Raw genomic sequence first — 16,368 nt, forward strand, 5'->3', positions numbered from 1 at the left:
AGACTGCTCCCCTGACAGCGGGGCGCCAAGCATACTCGCGCAATCGGGGGGACTCAAGCCCGCCTTGTGGGTTTTTGTTACGCTGCTAATATGTGCGCCATCCTTGGGGTAAAGTACGCGCGCGAACCGCGCGCCACGCGCGTGCTGGAAGCACTCGTCCTGCCCGCTACATTGACACCTACCCATAGGGGAATCCTGCATGCAACGTAGAGCTCTTGGCCGTACTGGCATCGACGTCAGTCTGCTATGCCTTGGCACCATGACCTTCGGCGAGCAGAACAGCGAAGCCGATGCCCACCAGCAGCTGGACCGCGCGCTCGACGCTGGCATCGACTTCATCGATACCGCCGAGATGTACCCGGTGCCCCCGAATGGCGAGACCCAGGGCCGTACCGAGCAGTACATCGGCAGCTGGCTGGCGGCACGCGGCAATCGTGATCAAGTCAAGATCGCCACCAAGGTCACTGGCCCGGGCATGGATTACCTGCGCGGTGGCTCACGCCTGACGCGCGAGCAGATCATCGCCGCCTGTGACGACAACCTGCGTCGCCTGGGCACCGATTACATCGACCTCTATCAGCTGCATTGGCCGGACCGCAAGACCAACTTCTTCGGCAAGCTGGGCTACCAGCCGACCGAAGACGAAGACATGACGCCGCTGGAAGAAAGCCTGTCGGCACTCGGCGAGCTGGTCACCGCCGGCAAGATCCGCGCCGTGGGCCTGTCCAACGAGACGCCGTGGGGCGTGATGCAGTGCCTGAACCTGGCCGAGCGCCTGAATCTGCCGCGCGTGGCCAGCGTCCAGAACCCGTACAACCTGGTCAACCGCAGCTTCGAAGTGGGCCTGGCCGAGTTCGCGCACCGCGAAGATGTCGGCCTGCTGGCTTACTCGCCGCTGGCCTTCGGCACCCTGTCCGGCAAGTATCTGGACGGCGCCCGTCCGGAAGGCGCTCGCCTGACGCTGTTCGAGCGTTTCCAGCGTTACAACGCCGAGCCGGCTCAGCACGTCATCGCCTGCTACGTGGACATCGCGCGTCGTCACGGCCTGAACCCGGCCCAGATGGCTCTCGCCTTCGTCAACACTCGCCCGTTCCTGACCAGCAACATCATCGGTGCCACGACGATGACCCAGCTGGAAAGCAACATCAAAAGCCTCGAGGTGGAGCTGAGCGAGGAAGTGCTGGCCGAGATCGAGATGATCCACAACACCGCGCCCAACCCGTGCCCCTGAATCGCCTCTGACCCGTAACGGATACACAACCCCGACAGGCCGGTCATCATGACCGGCCTGCTCGTGACCAAGGACCCCTCATGAATCCCGCTGAATTGAGCATGATCCTCATGGCTGTCGCCGCCGGTGCCATGATGCCGATTCAAGCTGGCGTCAATTCCACGCTGGCCCTGCAGACCCACAGCTCGCTCATGGCTGCCATGGTCAGCTTCGTGGTCGGCTCGATCGCGCTGGTCGTCATCGTGCTGGCCATGCGCCTGCCCATGCCGGGCGTCGGCGCCCTGAAAGCGGCCCCCTGGTGGAGCTGGACCGGCGGCCTGCTGGGCGCCTTCTTCGTCGCGGCCAGCGTGATACTGGTGCCCAAGCTGGGCGCAGCCACCATGATGGCCACCTTCCTTGCGGGGCAGCTGACGGCCTCGGTAGTGCTGGACCACTTCGGCTGGGCGACCTTCCCGCAGCATGACCTTTCGCTGGGGCGCGTGGCAGGCGTGTTGCTGCTGTTCGCGGGGGTCTTCCTGATCCGCCGCTATTGATGCCTCTGGCGTCACGCAGTGCAATCTATGGCCCCGATAGTCCTGGCGGACTCGGGGCCATCTTGTCTGCCTGATATACTGAGACCTTTCCCTGCCAGGAGGTCTACATGCTGAGTGTGATTTCGCCCGCCAAATCGCTGGATTTCGACAGCGCCCCCGTGACCTCCCGTCATAGCCAACCCGATTTTCTCGAGCAGGCTCAACCGCTGATCGACATCCTGCGCGAGCAGTCGCCGCAGGACATCGCAAGCCTGATGAAGCTCTCCGACAAGCTGGCCGGCCTCAATGCCGCTCGCTTCCAGGAATGGCAGCCGCCCTTCACGCCGGATAACGCCAAACAGGCGGTGCTGGCCTTCCAGGGGGATGTCTATCAGGGCATGGCGGCGGATTCGTTCAGCGAGGAAGATTTTGAACGCGCACAACACAAGCTGCGCATTCTCTCCGGCCTCTATGGGCTGCTGCGCCCGCTGGATCTTATCCAGCCGTACCGTCTCGAGATGGGCACGCGTCTGAGCAACCCGGCCGGCAAGGACCTCTACGCCTACTGGCGCAAGACGCTGACTCCGGCACTGGAGCAGGCGGTGGAAGACAGCGGCACGCCGATACTGGTCAACCTGGCCTCCAATGAATACTTCAAGGCCATCGATGCCAAGACGTTCCGCCACCGTATCGTGACGCCGGTCTTCAAGGACGAGAAGAACGGCCAGTCCAAGATCATCAGCTTCTACGCCAAGCGTGCACGCGGCCTGATGAGCGCCTGGATGCTCAAGCACGACATCGAGACAGCCGAAGACCTCAAGGACTTCGACGTGGCCGGTTATCGCTTCTCCAATGCCGCCTCTGAGGGCGATACGCTGGTCTTCACGCGCAGTGAGGCCGACGCGGCACGCGCCTGATACGTGACCGCCGGGTCACTTGACGCCTCATCCGCCCAGCCCAGGGAAAGTCAGATGTTCTGCGGCACGCGGTTTGAGGTAACGGCGATGAATATCGCCGAACAGGACGTGATCTGCACACCCAAGCCATTCATACGCCACCATCTCGGCACTGACGATACTGGCGCCCGCGGCCTCGCAGCGGGCCACCCCCAGCGCCGCCTCCCGCGGGCGGCGACTGGCGACCCCATCGGCGACCAGCGCCACTCGATAGCCTGCGCCACACAGGGACAGCACGGTCTGCATCACACAGACGTGCGCCTCGGCACCACATATCACCAACTGGTCACAGCCACTCTGCTCCAATGCCTTGCGAAAGTCCTGCGCATCCAGCGCACTGAAACTGCGCTTGGTGAAGCAGCGGGTGCGCTCGCTCAGTAGATGCGTCATCGGAGCACTTGCGCCCAACTTGTCGGGACAGTGCTCGGTCAGCCAGACGGGAATTTCCAGCGCCTGGGCGATTCCGCCCAGCCAGATGGCACTGTTGATGGCCTCGGTTCCGCCACTCAGAACCGGCATCAGGCGAGCCTGGAAATCGATCAGCAACAACAATGATCGCCTCGCCATCAGGTGTTGAGACTTTTCGTCGTCCATTGGTCCTCCCACGACGATTCTAAGGCTAGAATGGAGCTTCCACTTACACGCTAGCGCATCCAAGGAGATCCCACATGCGCCATCTGTTCATCATGCTGATGGTCGGCTTGCTCGGCTTCGGTCTGAGCGTCGAACACGCAGAGGCCAAGCGCCTCGGCGGCGGCAAGAGTTTCGGTAGCTACTCACGATCCGCTGACAGCGGAAAATCCTCCAGCTCACTGTTTGGCAGCAACAAGGCCACCAACAGCAGCACCGCAGCGAAGTCCAAACCCTCCAGCGGCCTGTCCAAGTTTGCCGGACCTCTTGCAGGTCTGCTGGCAGGCGGCCTGTTGGCATCGCTGTTCTTCGGCGGCGCCTTCGATGGTCTGCGCATGACAGACTTCCTGATCATCGCGGTGATCGCCTTCATCGCCTTCAAGTTCCTCAGCGCGCGCAAGAAGGCCGCCATGGCGAGCGGCGGGCCGGCAGGTAGTGGTGGTGGTTCCTCTACACGCCACGATGACCAGCCGCGCAATGTGCAGGCGCGTGAAGCGCATCAGCCGCAAGGCGAGTCGCTGGCTCCGGCCGGTGGTATCGGGGCAGGCCTGACAGGCGGTGCCCCGACCAGCGAACCGGCCTGGTTCGACAAGGAGCAGTTCCTCGGCGGCGCCAAGGAACACTTCATGACGCTGCAGCGCGCCTGGGACAACAATGACCTGCCGCGCATTCAGGAGTACGTCACGCCAGAGCTCTACAATCTGCTGCGTGAAGAGCGCGCTCAGCAACCGGCCAACAACCGTACCGAGATCGTGCGTCTGTTTGCTGAACTGGGCAGCGTGCAGGAGATTGGCAAGCAGGCGGAAGCGACGGTCCTGTTCCACGGCGTGCTGGATGAAAATGGCGAGCAGAACGAGTTCAACGAGACCTGGCACCTGGTCCGTGAGCTGCGCGATGGCGCCGACTGGCACATCCAGGGCATCGAGCAGAACAGCTAAGTCGTATCTCGCTCACTGACGTGACCTTCACTCCGTGAGGGCCACATCAGATGCCAAAGCGGCCGGATGATCACTCATCCGGCCGCTTTTTTGTGTCTCGCTGCAGATGACCTACCAGGGCTTTGCAACAGCTCGCCGAAGACCACAAAGGCATCGCCCGAATGACAGGCATAAAAAAACCGGCCACTGGGGAAGTGACCGGCGGATAGGCTGCTCGACTGCAAGGCAGGAGCGCCAGATCGCAAAAAGTCTGCTGATGGGATAGCACAGACAAGTTTCTAAGCAAGGGAACGTCGAAACTCACATACTCAGAGTCGCCGATTGAGCTTTAGTTCAGCCTGACCGTAAAAAACATGAGCAACCCTGAGGTGCAGAACCCGCGACGCCTGATCAGCCCCCACCATCAGCCGGCTGTGCCCATGGTTTCAGCAAGGCTTGCCTACTCCTGGACGCTCCTCGTGCTCGACAAGCCCTTGTGGATAATTCAGGTGCCAGCTCCCATATTCCGGTTGCCCACAGGCGGATCCCTGCGCGCTTCCCTTCCTCAGCAGGGCACCTTGCGCCCCCTATGCACTGCCACAGACAGCACCGCCCCTGCAGCAAGGCTACAGGGGCGGTTCAGTATAAATGCCTGACGAGCTTTTCATGACTGTCGTGGGGCGGCCATCCGCGACTCTTGCAGGGAGAAACTGTTCTAGCCGCATTCTTTCCTGAGCACCACTTTTCCTGCGCACAAAGAGAACCGCCCCTGCAGCAAGGCTACAGGGGCGGTTCGGGATAAGTGCCTGACGATGACCTACTCTCACATGGAGAAACTCCACACTACCATCGGCGCTAAGCGGTTTCACTTCCGAGTTCGGCATGGGATCGGGTGGTTCACGCTCGCTATGGTCGTCAGGCGAAACGGTGGCATCTTGCGATGCCTGAGTCTCAAGGCTTGTGGCCTCGTGACTCGCAATATGAATCATGCTGACCGATATGTCTCGATCCTGTCGCAATCCCGGCGTTTGCCTGCGCAAACCCCTTGGGTGTTATATGGTCAAGCCTCACGGGCAATTAGTACTGGTTAGCTCAACACATTGCTGTGCTTCCACACCCAGCCTATCAACCTTGTAGTCTTCAAGGGCCCTTCAGGAGGCGCAAGGCCTCAGGGAAGTCTCATCTTGAAGGGGGCTTCCCGCTTAGATGCTTTCAGCGGTTATCCCGTCCGAACGTAGCTACCGGGCAATGCCATTGGCATGACAACCCGAACACCAGAGGTTCGTCCACTCCGGTCCTCTCGTACTAGGAGCAGCTCTTCTCAAACTTCCGACGCCCACGGCAGATAGGGACCGAACTGTCTCACGACGTTCTAAACCCAGCTCGCGTACCACTTTAAATGGCGAACAGCCATACCCTTGGGACCGACTTCAGCCCCAGGATGTGATGAGCCGACATCGAGGTGCCAAACACCGCCGTCGATGTGAACTCTTGGGCGGTATCAGCCTGTTATCCCCGGAGTACCTTTTATCCGTTGAGCGATGGCCCTTCCATACAGAACCACCGGATCACTAGAACCTACTTTCGTACCTGCTCGACGTGTCTGTCTCGCAGTCAAGCACCCTTATGCTCTTGCACTCAATGCACGATTTCCAACCGTGCTGAGGGTACCTTCGTGCTCCTCCGTTACTCTTTAGGAGGAGACCGCCCCAGTCAAACTACCCACCATACACTGTCCTCGATCCGGATAACGGACCTGAGTTAGAACGCCAATGATGTCAGGCTGGTATTTCAAGGTTGGCTCCACCGCATCTGGCGACGTGGTTTCAAAGCCTCCCAGCTATCCTACACAGACAACATCAGCATCCAGTGTAAAGCTATAGTAAAGGTTCACGGGGTCTTTCCGTCTAGCCGCGGGTACACAGCATCTTCACTGCGATTTCAATTTCACTGAGTCTCGGGTGGAGACAGCGTGGCCATCATTACGCCATTCGTGCAGGTCGGAACTTACCCGACAAGGAATTTCGCTACCTTAGGACCGTTATAGTTACGGCCGCCGTTTACCGGGGCTTCGATCAAGAGCTTCGCGTGAGCTAACCCCATCAATTAACCTTCCGGCACCGGGCAGGCGTCACACCCTATACGTCCGCTTGCGCGTTTGCAGAGTGCTGTGTTTTTAATAAACAGTTGCAGCCACCTGGTATCTTCGACCGGTAAGAGCTTACGGAGCAAGTCCTTCACTCGAACCGGTGCACCTTCTCCCGAAGTTACGGTGCCATTTTGCCTAGTTCCTTCACCCGAGTTCTCTCAAGCGCCTTGGTATTCTCTACCTGACCACCTGTGTCGGTTTGGGGTACGGTCGCATGTGATCTGAAGCTTAGAGGCTTTTCCTGGAAGCGTGGCATCGATGACTTCCTGACCGTGGTCAGTTCGTCTCGCATCTCGACCTCAGAGGAACCGGATTTGCCTGATTCCTCGGCCTACATGCTTTCACCAGGACAACCAACGCCTGGCTCACCTAGCCTTCTTCGTCCCCCCATCGCAACCACATCCGGTACGGGAATATTAACCCGTTTCCCATCGACTACGCGTTTCCGCCTCGCCTTAGGGGCCGACTCACTCTGCTCCGATTAACGTAGAACAGAAAACCTTGGTCTTCCGGCGGGGGAGTTTTTCACTCCCCTTATCGTTACTCATGTCAGCATTCGCACTCGTGATACCTCCAGCAGACTTCTCAATCCACCTTCATTGGCTTACACGACGCTCCTCTACCGCTCATCCAGAGGATGAACCCGTAGCTTCGGTACCTGATTTAGCCCCGTTATATCTTCCGCGCAGGCCGACTCGACTAGTGAGCTATTACGCTTTCTTTAAAGGATGGCTGCTTCTAAGCCAACCTCCTAGCTGTCTGAGCCTTCCCACATCGTTTCCCACTTAATCAGGATTTTGGGACCTTAGCTGACGGTCTGGGTTGTTTCCCTTTTCACAACGGACGTTAGCACCCGCTGTGTGTCTCCCACGCTGCACTCACTGGTATTCGGAGTTTGCCTCGGGTTGGTAAGTCGGGATGACCCCCTAGCCGAAACAGTGCTCTACCCCCAGCGGTGATACGTGAGGCGCTACCTAAATAGCTTTCGAGGAGAACCAGCTATCTCCGGGCTTGATTAGCCTTTCACTCCGATCCACAGCTCATCCCAGCATTTTTCAACATACTTGGGTTCGGGCCTCCAATTGATGTTACTCAATCTTCACCCTGGCCATGGATAGATCGCCCGGTTTCGGGTCTATACCCTGCGACTGGTCGCCCAGTTAAGACTCGGTTTCCCTACGCCTCCCCTATACGGTTAAGCTCGCCACAGAATATAAGTCGCTGACCCATTATACAAAAGGTACGCGGTCACACCACGAAGGTGCTCCCACTGCTTGTACGCATACGGTTTCAGGATCTATTTCACTCCCCTCGCCGGGGTTCTTTTCGCCTTTCCCTCACGGTACTGGTTCACTATCGGTCAGCCAGGAGTATTTAGCCTTGGAGGATGGTCCCCCCATGTTCAGTCAAGGTTTCTCGTGCCCCGACCTACTCGATTTCACGTGACTCAGACTTCGACTACGGGACTATCACCCTGTATCGTCAAGCTTCCCAGCTTGTTCGTCTGTCAGTTGTCACGCTTAAGGGCTGGTCCCCGTTCGCTCGCCGCTACTTGGGGAATCTCGGTTGATTTCTTTTCCTCCGGGTACTTAGATGTTTCAGTTCCCCGGGTTTGCCTCTATAGGTTATGTATTGGCCTATAGATACTCACCTGATGGTGAGTGGGTTTCCCCATTCGGAAATCGTTGGGTCGCAGGGTATTTGCCACCTCGCCAACGCTTATCGCAGGCTATCACGTCCTTCATCGCCTCTGGCTGCCAAGGCATCCACCGTATGCGCTTAATCGCTTGACCATATAACCCCAAGGGGTCTGTCAAGGATTACGAATCTGTCGGACCTCTCCGACATATCGTTTGATAGACATGCACTTGGCGCACACATCTATCGTCAGCATGATTCACATTGTTAAAGAGCGGCTGTTCAGAGAACAGTGAGAAGCGCGCTCTATGATGAGCACGCTTGCCACTGCCGGCTAAGCCAGCAATAAGATCAGGTAATTCGTTGTGAGCACTTGCCGCGAGCAGTAGACAGTGTCGATAAGGAGGTGATCCAGCCCCAGGTTCCCCTAGGGCTACCTTGTTACGACTTCACCCCAGTCATGAACCACACCGTGGTGATCGCCCTCCCGAAGGTTAGGCTAACCACTTCTGGTGCAGTCCACTCCCATGGTGTGACGGGCGGTGTGTACAAGGCCCGGGAACGTATTCACCGTGGCATTCTGATCCACGATTACTAGCGATTCCGACTTCATGGAGTCGAGTTGCAGACTCCAATCCGGACTGAGGCAAGCTTTATGGGATTGGCTCCACTTCGCAGTATTGCAACCCTTTGTACTTGCCATTGTAGCACGTGTGTAGCCCTACCCGTAAGGGCCATGATGACTTGACGTCGTCCCCACCTTCCTCCGGTTTGTCACCGGCAGTCTCCTTAGAGTTCCCGACATTACTCGCTGGCAAATAAGGATAGGGGTTGCGCTCGTTACGGGACTTAACCCAACATTTCACAACACGAGCTGACGACAGCCATGCAGCACCTGTCTCAGAGTTCCCGAAGGCACCAATCCATCTCTGGAAAGTCCTCTGGATGTCAAGGGTAGGTAAGGTTCTTCGCGTTGCATCGAATTAAACCACATGCTCCACCGCTTGTGCGGGCCCCCGTCAATTCATTTGAGTTTTAACCTTGCGGCCGTACTCCCCAGGCGGTCAACTTATTGCGTTAGCTGCGCCACTAAGTCCTCAAGGGACCCAACGGCTAGTTGACATCGTTTACGGCGTGGACTACCAGGGTATCTAATCCTGTTTGCTACCCACGCTTTCGCACCTCAGTGTCAGTGTCAGTCCAGAAGGCCGCCTTCGCCACTGGTATTCCTCCCGATCTCTACGCATTTCACCGCTACACCGGGAATTCTACCTTCCTCTCCTGCACTCTAGCCAAGCAGTTCCAGATGCCGTTCCCAGGTTGAGCCCGGGGCTTTCACACCTGGCTGACTTAGCCACCTACGCGCGCTTTACGCCCAGTAATTCCGATTAACGCTTGCACCCTCCGTATTACCGCGGCTGCTGGCACGGAGTTAGCCGGTGCTTCTTCTGCGAGTGATGTCTTTCCTCGGGAGTATTAGTCCCAAGGCGTTCTTCCTCGCTGAAAGTGCTTTACAACCCGAAGGCCTTCTTCACACACGCGGCATGGCTGGATCAGGCTTTCGCCCATTGTCCAATATTCCCCACTGCTGCCTCCCGTAGGAGTCTGGGCCGTGTCTCAGTCCCAGTGTGGCTGATCATCCTCTCAGACCAGCTACGGATCGTCGCCTTGGTGAGCCATTACCTCACCAACAAGCTAATCCGACATGGGCTCATCCGATAGCGCAAGGTCCGAAGATCCCCTGCTTTCTCCCGTAGGACGTATGCGGTATTAGCCTGAGTTTCCCCAGGTTGTCCCCCACTATCGGGCAGATTCCCATGCATTACTCACCCGTCCGCCGCTCGACGCCTCCTAGCAAGCTAGGATCGTTTCCGCTCGACTTGCATGTGTTAAGCCTGCCGCCAGCGTTCAATCTGAGCCATGATCAAACTCTTCAGTTGAAAGCTTGATAGTCTGTTAAGCAGACCAAACTTGGTTCAGAGTCAAACTTCTCGTGAGAGGCTTGCTCCGATATTTGGTGACCTTGTCACCACTCATCGGCAAGCGCTCACACGAATTACCTGATAAAATTTTTAAAGAGCGTCGCTGTTAAGCGAGGAGGCATATTCTACCCGGAACGCTTGAGAAGTCAAGCACTTGATGATGAGTCAGTCGACTGCCTCTAAGCATCATCAAGCGGTGAGGAGCGTTGCTCGATCACCTGTTCCGTAAGGAGTGCGGCGTATTCTAGCGAATCGCCCGGGATTGTCAATCGTTGATGTCGAAGCGGACTTCAAAAACATCAAGCAAAACAATCACCTGCAAACCTCTTTCACCGCTGGTAACGCCATGCGTCCCCGGCAGCGGATGCGTACTTTACGCACGAACCGCCGTGAGGGCAAGGGCTTTTTCAAGAGATTGTCATTCTCGGGACATACGGGTGACATCTCTGCTCTGCCTTTCTCTCCCCTCCTCATACTGCTTCTCTTTTCTTCTTGTCCTCGTCGCGCCGTTGCTTGCTGACATCTTCCCCCGGCCAGAAACGCATTCGGCCCCGCCAGGAATGGCGGGGCCGAATATCGATCATCACATTGCTGACAGCTGACGCTTACTTGTTGCCGCGCAGCTTGCGCCCCAGCGCCATGATCGGGCCACTGGCGACATAGCAACCGAACAGGCCCAGCAGCATCACGGACGGCTCCAGCGAGATGACCACGAAGGCCAGCACGATGGCGAGCAGCGCGACGAAGGGCACCGGCCCCTTGAGGTCGATTTCCTTGAAGCTGTAGTAGCGGATGTTCGACACCATCAGGATACCGGCAGCCGCGACCACGAAGACCATCAGCGACTTGAAGGCGAAGGTCTCGGCGTCGAAGTTGTGCATGGTCCATACGCAGCCGGCCACGAGTGCCGCCGCTGCCGGACTCGGCAGACCGATGAACCACTTCTTGTCGGTGGAGCCGATCTGGACGTTGAAGCGCGCCAGACGCAGCGCAGCGCCTGCGACGTAGACGAAGGCGGCGATCCAGCCGATCTTGCCGACATCCTGCAGAATCCAGCTGAAGGTGACCAGCGCCGGCGCCACGCCGAAGGACAGCATGTCCGCGAGGCTGTCGTACTCGGCACCGAAGGCGCTCTGGGTGTTGGTCAGGCGTGCCACACGACCATCCAGGCCGTCGAGCACCATCGAGACGAAGATGGCGATGGAGGCGTTGGCAAACTCCCCGTTCAGCGCACACACCACAGCGAAGAAGCCGGAGAACAGCGCGGAGGTGGTGAACAGGTTGGGCAGCAGATAGATGCCACGCCGACGAACGGGCTTGCCGTCCTCGATGGCTTCTTCCACGACTTCGCTGTCGTCGGTGAACTCCTCCACTACCTTGTCCAGCACTGAACTGCTGCGGCGTGTCTGTGCTTCGGGGGCTTCTTCTGCGCCGGGATGTCGATTTTCGTCAGTCATGGGATTCCTTGCATCATGCCTCGTCGTGGCAGGGTAACCACATTCTACACCTGCCAGTGAGCGCGAATAGTGGTGACACCCTAGCGGCCTCACCGTCGACTGTCACTTCCCTCTCCCATTCGATAGCGCTTATAGAGCAACAACGCAAGCGGGGCGCCCTCCTGATGGAGAGCGCCCCGCTCATTTCACGCCGTATCCAATAGCCAGGATCAGTTGCGTGACTTGTCGACCAGCTGGTTGGCAGTGATCCACGGCATCATGCCGCGCAGCTTCTCACCAGTCTGCTCGATCGGATGCTCAGCGTTCTGGCGACGACGGGCCGTCATGGACGGGTAGTTGGTGTTGCCTTCCTGGATGAACATCTTGGCGTATTCACCGCTCTGGATGCGCTTGAGTGCATTGCGCATGGCGACACGGGACTGCTCGTTGATGACTTCGGTGCCGGTCACGTACTCGCCATACTCCGCATTGTTGGAGATGGAGTAGTTCATGTTGGCGATGCCGCCTTCGTACATCAGGTCGACGATCAGCTTGAGCTCGTGCAGACACTCGAAGTAGGCCATTTCCGGTGCGTAGCCCGCTTCGGTCAGGGTCTCGAAGCCCATCTTGACCAGCTCGACCGCGCCACCACACAGGACAGCCTGCTCGCCGAACAGGTCGGTTTCGGTCTCGTCCTTGAAGGTGGTCTCGATGATGCCGGTACGGCCGCCGCCGACGCCTGCCGCGTAGGACAGTGCGATGTCCTTGGCCTGGCCAGTCGCATCCTGGTGGATGGCGATCAGGTCCGGGATACCGCCGCCCTTCACGAACTCGGAACGCACGGTGTGACCCGGTGCCTTCGGCGCGATCATGATGACGTCGAGGTCAGCACGCGGCACGACCTGGTTGTAGTGGACGTTGAAGCCGTGAGCGAAGGCCAGGGTCGCGCCCTGCTTCAGGTTCGGTTCCACCTGGTTCTCGTAGATGGCCTTCTGGTTCTCGTCCGGCGCCAGGATCATGACCAGGTCGGCAGCCTTGACCGCTTCCTCGACTTCGGCAACCTTCAGGCCAGCCGCTTCGGCCTTGGCCCAGCTGGAGGAAGAGCGACGCAGGGCTACGGTGACGTCGACGCCGGATTCCTTCAGGTTGTTCGCGTGGGCGTGGCCCTGGGAACCGTAACCGAGGATGACCACTTTCTTGCCCTGGATGAGGGAGAGGTCACAATCCTTGTCGTAATAGAGTTTCATCGTCATTGCTCCTGGCGGCTCACCCCGTCAGCGGGATGGCGTGAGATCTTGAAAGAGTGTCTGTTGTTCTTGCGACCCTTCCCGCAGGGGAAAGGCGTATGACAGTGTCCAGCGCCGACGGCCATCTGTCTCGGCCGCTCTGCGTCCTGGGGGGGTCGTGCGCCTTGGATCAAGGTCTGCCGTCCTCCTCCTGCGCGGCGATGAGTCTACCTTACCTGCACCTCGACATTGCGTAAAATGCTATATTTGCACCATCATATGCCATATTGCGCAACACAAGGCATTTCCGCCTTCAGCACTCACCGACAGCGGACTCCGGCATGGACAATCGTCAACTCAAGCAATTCCTGACCCTCGCCGAAACGCTGCATTTCGGGCGCGCCAGCACAGCCTGCCACCTGAGCGCCTCTGCCCTGTCACGCGCCATCCGGGCCATGGAGGAAGAGCTGGGCGTCAGCCTGTTCGAGCGCGACAACCGCAGCGTCGCGCTGACACCGGCGGGTGAACGCTTCCGTCGTCATGCTCGCGAACTCCTGAGTCAATGGGATGACATTCGCCAGTCACTGCTGGAAGACAGCGATGAGCTGCGCGGCGAGCTCTCCCTGTATTGCTCGGTGACCGCCAGCTACAGCTTTCTCTACGAGATTCTGGCCACCTTCCGTGCCCGTCATCCGCATGTGGAGCTCAAGCTGCATACCGGCGACCCCGCCGTGGCCTTGGAGCGTGTCCTGATGGGCCACGAGGACCTGGCGATCGCCGCGCGCCCCGATGTGCTGCCTTCCCGTCTCGCCTTCACCGACTTCGCCGAGTCGCCACTGCGCTTCATTGCCCCGCGTCGTGATGGCCCCGGCCAGCAACTGGAAGGCATCGGCGAGGCGGACGATTCGGCGGCGGGCGACGACCACATCGACTGGACGCGCGTGCCGATGATCCTGTCGGAGACCGGCCTGGCGCGCGAGCGCTTCGATGCCTGGTGCCATACACGCGGCATCAAGCCGCGCCTGTATGCCCAGGTCGCCGGCAACGAGGCCATCGTCAGCATGGTCGGACTGGGCTTCGGGATCGGCGTGGTGCCGCAGATCGTGCTCGACAATTCGCCGCTGGCCGACCAGGTGCGCATCCTTGATGTCGATCCGCCGCTGACCCCCTACAAGGTCGGCCTGTGCGTACAGGAAAAACGCCTGCGTCACCCGCTGGTGCGCGCGTTGTGGGAGCAACTGCCCGGCTCGCCGCAGCGCCCCGCTGACTGATGCCTGATAGCGAGCCAACGAAAATGGCGCAGCAACGAAAACGGCGCCCCGAGGGGCGCCGTTCTTGTCTTGCGATTCCACCACCACCGTCTTACAGGCTCAATACCTTCTCACCGCGGGCAATGCCGGAGACACCGGTACGTGCCACTTCCAGCACACCCACCGGCTGCATCGCCGCCAGGAAGGCATCCAGCTTGCCACCGTCGCCGGTGATCTGGATGGTGTAGAGGCTCGGCGTGATGTCGACGATCTGGGCACGGAAGATGTCCGCCGTGCGCTTGATCTCGTCACGCTGGGCGCCCAGCGCCTTGACCTTGACCAGCATCAGCTCGCGCTCGATGTGGCTGCCCTCGGTGAGATCCACCAGCTTGACCACATCCACCAGCTTGTTGAGGTGTTTGGTGATCTGCTCGATGACGCGATCTTCACCGACCGTGGTGACGGTCAGACGGGACAGGGTCGCGTCTTCGGTCGGGGCCACGTTGAGGGTCTCGATGTTGAAGTTGCGCTGTGAAAACAGGCCGACGACCCGTGACAGCGCGCCCGGTTCGTTTTCCATCAGAATGGAGATGATATGGCGCATCAGGTCCGCTCCGTCTTCGTAAGCAGCATGTCACGCATGGAGCCGAGAGGCACCTGCATCGGGTAGACGTGTTCACGCGGGTCGACATAGATGTCGAGGAACACCAGCTCGTCCTTGTTGCGGAAGGCTTCTTCCAGCGCAGGCTCGAGCTCCTCCACCGTGTGCACCTTGATGGCACGGAAGCCATAGGCACCCGCCAGCTGCAAGAAGTCAGGCAGCGACTCCATATAGGAATGCGAGTGACGGGACTTGTAGTTCAGGTCCTGCCACTGACGCACCATGCCCAGCGACTGGTTGTTGAGGTTGATGATCTTGACCCCGATCCCGTACTGCTTACAGGTCGAGAACTCCTGCATCATCATCTGGAAGCTGCCTTCACCGGTGAACAGCACCACATCGTCTTCCGGGTAGGACATCTTGATGCCCATGGCCGCCGGGAATCCGAAGCCCATGGTGCCCAGACCACCGGAGGTGATCCAGCGGTTGGGGCGCTGGAACTTGTAGTACTGGGCGGCGAACATCTGGTGCTGACCGACATCGGTGGCGACGAAGGCTTCACCACGCGTCGCGCGGTGCACGGCTTCCACCACCTGTTGCGGCTTGAGCGGCTCACCCGGGGCGGACGGCTCATACAGCTTGCCTTCACGCTCGGCACGCCAGCCATCGATCTGGGACCACCAGGCCTCCAGTGCATCAGGATTGGCCAGCTCGCGACCCTGCACGAGGCTGATCATCTCGTTGATCACGGCATCGGCCGGACCGACGATCGGCACATCGGCGCGCACGGTCTTGGAGACCGAGCTCGGGTCGATGTCGACGTGGATGATCTTGGCCGTCGGGCAGAACTTCGAGGTGTTGTTGGTCACGCGGTCATCGAAGCGCGCACCGATGCAGATGATCAGATCGGTGTGGTGCATGGCATTGTTCGACTCGTAGGAGCCGTGCATGCCGGGCCAGCCCAGACACTGCCGATCGCCCTGCGGGTAGGCACCGATGCCCATCAGCGAGGTGGTGATCGGGAAGTTGAGGCGGCGCACCAGGTCAGTCAGCGCTTCGCTGGCACGCCCTGACACCACACCACCGCCGGTGAAGAACAGCGGGCGACGTGCCTTGAGCATCAGCTCGACGGCTTTCTTGATCTGGCCACTATGGCCACGAGTGACCGGGCTATAGGAGCGCATGCGTACCTTCTTGGGGTAGCTGTACTCATAGCGTTCGGTCGGGGCGGTCATGTCCTTCGGGATATCGATGACGACCGGCCCCGGGCGACCACTGGAGGCCAGATAGAAGGCCTTCTTGATCACCTCGGGAATCTCGCTCGGGTGCTTGATCGAGAAGCTGTGCTTCACGATCGGGCGGGTCACACCGACGATGTCGGTTTCCTGGAAGGCGTCTTCACCGATCAGGTGGCTGGCGACCTGGCCACACAGCACGACCATGGGGATCGAGTCCATGTAGGCCGTGGCGATACCGGTGACGGCATTGGTCGCGCCCGGGCCTGAGGTGACCAGCACCACACCCGGCTTGCCGGAGGCGCGCGCGTAACCATCGGCGGCGTGGGTCGCGGCCTGCTCGTGACGGACCAGAATGTGCTGGACCTTGTCCTGGCGGAACAGGGCGTCATAGATATGCAGCGCCGCCCCACCGGGATAGCCGTAAATATATTCCACGCCCTCGTCATGCAGGGCGCGGGCGATCATGTCAGCGCCGGAAAGCAATTCCACTTGGTTATTCTCCCCTGGAGGTCTCGAGTGCGTCCGGCGGCAATGCGCAAGCCGGATCGAGTGCGACCTGAATGTCGCTACCGCAGAAATTGCGGCACCTGATGCCAAACCCT

General features: G+C 59.3%; 10 protein-coding genes and 3 rRNA genes. 5 read left to right on the plus strand and 8 right to left on the minus strand.

The window, feature by feature from the left end:
- The first annotated feature begins 199 nt into the window (after positions 1–199).
- The 3 genes from HA399_RS16080 (at position 200) to yaaA (ending at position 2,660) form a co-directional block, all read left to right on the plus strand.
- Entirely contained in the window at positions 200–1,231 is a 1,032-nt protein-coding gene (locus HA399_RS16080) for an NADP(H)-dependent aldo-keto reductase (RefSeq protein ID WP_404325493.1), read from the plus strand.
- An 80-nt stretch (positions 1,232–1,311) separates the two neighbouring features.
- Positions 1,312–1,764 (plus strand): DMT family transporter, encoded by a 453-nt coding sequence (locus tag HA399_RS16085; protein WP_043336565.1) that lies wholly within the window; start codon positions 1,312–1,314, stop codon positions 1,762–1,764.
- A gap of 107 nt (positions 1,765–1,871) precedes the next feature.
- Positions 1,872–2,660, plus strand: a complete 789-nt coding sequence (gene yaaA, locus HA399_RS16090; RefSeq protein ID WP_404325494.1) for a peroxide stress protein YaaA — start codon at positions 1,872–1,874, stop codon at positions 2,658–2,660.
- 27 nt (positions 2,661–2,687) lie between these two features.
- On the opposite strand, the gene HA399_RS16095 is transcribed toward yaaA, so the two are convergent.
- Complete coding sequence (locus HA399_RS16095; RefSeq protein WP_404325495.1) at positions 2,688–3,293, minus strand: isochorismatase family protein; 606 nt, start codon at positions 3,291–3,293, stop codon at positions 2,688–2,690.
- A gap of 74 nt (positions 3,294–3,367) precedes the next feature.
- Here HA399_RS16095 and HA399_RS16100 point away from each other — a divergent pair, with 74 nt between their 5' ends.
- A complete protein-coding gene (locus tag HA399_RS16100) occupies positions 3,368–4,267 on the plus strand; it encodes a Tim44 domain-containing protein (protein ID WP_107335863.1) in 900 nt (299 codons plus the stop codon).
- Positions 4,268–5,050: 783 nt separating this feature from the next.
- Here the strand turns inward: HA399_RS16100 and rrf are convergent.
- From rrf to ilvC, 5 genes are all read right to left on the minus strand, one after another.
- Positions 5,051–5,166 (minus strand): 5S ribosomal RNA (gene rrf, locus HA399_RS16105).
- Positions 5,167–5,302: 136 nt separating this feature from the next.
- Positions 5,303–8,188: ribosomal RNA gene (locus HA399_RS16110) — 23S ribosomal RNA — on the minus strand.
- A 244-nt stretch (positions 8,189–8,432) separates the two neighbouring features.
- A 16S ribosomal RNA gene (locus tag HA399_RS16115) occupies positions 8,433–9,973 on the minus strand.
- Together the 16S, 23S and 5S rRNA genes form the textbook arrangement of a ribosomal RNA operon.
- 647 nt (positions 9,974–10,620) lie before the next feature.
- Positions 10,621–11,472, minus strand: a complete 852-nt coding sequence (gene pssA, locus HA399_RS16120; protein WP_043337235.1) for a CDP-diacylglycerol--serine O-phosphatidyltransferase — start codon at positions 11,470–11,472, stop codon at positions 10,621–10,623.
- Between the two features lie 209 nt (positions 11,473–11,681).
- Positions 11,682–12,698, minus strand: coding sequence for a ketol-acid reductoisomerase (ilvC, locus tag HA399_RS16125; protein WP_043337232.1), 1,017 nt, complete (start codon positions 12,696–12,698; stop codon positions 11,682–11,684).
- Between the two features lie 320 nt (positions 12,699–13,018).
- On the opposite strand from ilvC, the gene ilvY reads away from it, so the two are divergent.
- Positions 13,019–13,948, plus strand: a complete 930-nt coding sequence (ilvY, locus tag HA399_RS16130; protein ID WP_043337230.1) for an HTH-type transcriptional activator IlvY — start codon at positions 13,019–13,021, stop codon at positions 13,946–13,948.
- A gap of 91 nt (positions 13,949–14,039) precedes the next feature.
- On the opposite strand, the gene ilvN is transcribed toward ilvY, so the two are convergent.
- Both ilvN and HA399_RS16140 read right to left on the minus strand, forming a co-directional pair.
- Complete coding sequence (ilvN, locus tag HA399_RS16135; RefSeq protein WP_043337227.1) at positions 14,040–14,531, minus strand: acetolactate synthase small subunit; 492 nt, start codon at positions 14,529–14,531, stop codon at positions 14,040–14,042.
- Positions 14,531–16,255 carry an acetolactate synthase 3 large subunit gene (locus tag HA399_RS16140; protein ID WP_404325497.1) on the minus strand — a complete coding sequence of 575 codons (1,725 nt, stop codon included), beginning with the start codon at positions 16,253–16,255 and terminating at the stop codon, positions 14,531–14,533. The genes ilvN and HA399_RS16140 overlap by 1 nt, the downstream gene beginning before the upstream one ends.
- Positions 16,256–16,368 lie beyond the last annotated feature (113 nt).

Source organism: Cobetia sp. UIB-001 (assembly GCF_044789135.1).
In the GTDB taxonomy this organism is placed as follows: domain Bacteria; phylum Pseudomonadota; class Gammaproteobacteria; order Pseudomonadales; family Halomonadaceae; genus Cobetia; species Cobetia amphilecti.

What these genes read in the sequence shown, in the direction of transcription:
- ilvC (WP_043337232.1), bottom strand. Translation starts at nt 12,698, where the DNA reads ATGAAACTCTATTACGACAAGGATTGTGACCTCTCCCTCATCCAGGGC.
- HA399_RS16085 (WP_043336565.1), top strand. Translation starts at nt 1,312, where the DNA reads ATGAATCCCGCTGAATTGAGCATGATCCTCATGGCTGTCGCCGCCGGT.
- yaaA (WP_404325494.1), top strand. Translation starts at nt 1,872, where the DNA reads ATGCTGAGTGTGATTTCGCCCGCCAAATCGCTGGATTTCGACAGCGCC.
- pssA (WP_043337235.1), bottom strand. Translation starts at nt 11,472, where the DNA reads ATGACTGACGAAAATCGACATCCCGGCGCAGAAGAAGCCCCCGAAGCA.
- ilvY (WP_043337230.1), top strand. Translation starts at nt 13,019, where the DNA reads ATGGACAATCGTCAACTCAAGCAATTCCTGACCCTCGCCGAAACGCTG.
- HA399_RS16080 (WP_404325493.1), top strand. Translation starts at nt 200, where the DNA reads ATGCAACGTAGAGCTCTTGGCCGTACTGGCATCGACGTCAGTCTGCTA.
- ilvN (WP_043337227.1), bottom strand. Translation starts at nt 14,531, where the DNA reads ATGCGCCATATCATCTCCATTCTGATGGAAAACGAACCGGGCGCGCTG.
- HA399_RS16095 (WP_404325495.1), bottom strand. Translation starts at nt 3,293, where the DNA reads ATGGACGACGAAAAGTCTCAACACCTGATGGCGAGGCGATCATTGTTG.
- HA399_RS16100 (WP_107335863.1), top strand. Translation starts at nt 3,368, where the DNA reads ATGCGCCATCTGTTCATCATGCTGATGGTCGGCTTGCTCGGCTTCGGT.